Below are 1,097 nucleotides of genomic sequence, written 5' to 3'. Positions count from 1 at the left end.
GGACGGGACGGGTCAGGGCGTGGGCCGGGCGGGGAACGGCAGGACGGCCACGGTCACGTTGTCGTGGCCCCCGCCGTCCAGGGCGTGCCCGACCAGGTGCCGGGCGATGGTCAGCGGCCGGCCGTGGGCGTCGCCGGCGACCGCTCGGGCCATGTCCCGGGCGTCGTCCGCGTAGTTCCACAGGCCGTCCGTGCACACCACCACCACACCGGGCCGGTCCAGCGTGAAGGAAGCGGTGTGCGGGTCGAGTTCGTACGCGTCCGCCCCCAGCCATCCGGTGATGGCGTGCGCCCGCTCGTCCGCGTACGCCTCCTCCTGCGACATCAGCCCGGCGAGCACCATGTGCGCGGCCCACGAGTCGTCCTCGGTGAGCCGGGAGGGCGGCGCGGCGGGGTCGTCGGGCACCCAGTACACCCGGCTGTCGCCGATCCAGCCGACGGTCAGCAGCTCGCCGGTGACCACGGCGCCGACGATGGTGCAGGCGGGGGCGTTCTCCTGGCGGTACGGGTCGTGGCGCTGGTGCTCCTCCCCGGGCCGCCGGCCGGCCAGCGCGTTGACCGCCTCGGCGGCCGAGACGATCGCGTCGTGCATCGACCGCTGGGGGTGGCCGCCGCGGGCCAGGGCGGCGAGCAGCGTGTCGGCCGCGGTGCGGGCGGCGGCCTCGGACGCCTCATCCGGGCGGGTCGCGGAGGAGACGCCGTCGCAGACGATGGCGACGGTGGCGGGCGCGCCGTCGGGCAGTACGGCGGCCGACACGGCGAACGCGTCCTCGTTGCGGTGGTGGCGCAGGCCGCGGTCGGTCACGGCGGCGACGCCGTGGAGTTCCTCCTCGCGGTGGTCGCGGTCGCGCACGCGGGCGTGGCCGCAGTTCTCGCAGTAGCCGTCCTGGTCGATGACCCCGGTGCGGCAGGCGGCGCACCGGGGGCCGGCGGCCGCCGGTACGGGGTCGGCGACGGGTACGGGCTCGGCCGCCGGTACGGGATCGGCCACCGGTGCGTGATGGGCTACCGGTACGGGATCGGCTACCGGCACAGGGGGCGCTGCCGGTAGCGGCGGGGCCGCGGGGACCGGCGGGGCCGACGGTACCGGAGGGGCCG

1 protein-coding gene is annotated in these 1,097 nt (G+C 77.1%); it reads right to left on the bottom strand.

Annotated features, from left to right (window positions below; all coding sequences use genetic code 11):
* Window positions 1-12 precede the first annotated feature (12 nt).
* Window positions 13-1,097 (bottom strand): PP2C family protein-serine/threonine phosphatase (locus ACSNOD_RS31340; RefSeq protein ID WP_436770462.1); only part of this gene is annotated, 1,085 nt, incomplete at its 5' end.

Source organism: Streptomyces sp. URMC 123 (genome assembly GCF_051386515.1).
GTDB lineage: Bacteria > Actinomycetota > Actinomycetes > Streptomycetales > Streptomycetaceae > Streptomyces.
Note: the sequence above shows the minus strand (reverse complement) of the source record. Positions and strands in the feature narration are given on the sequence as shown.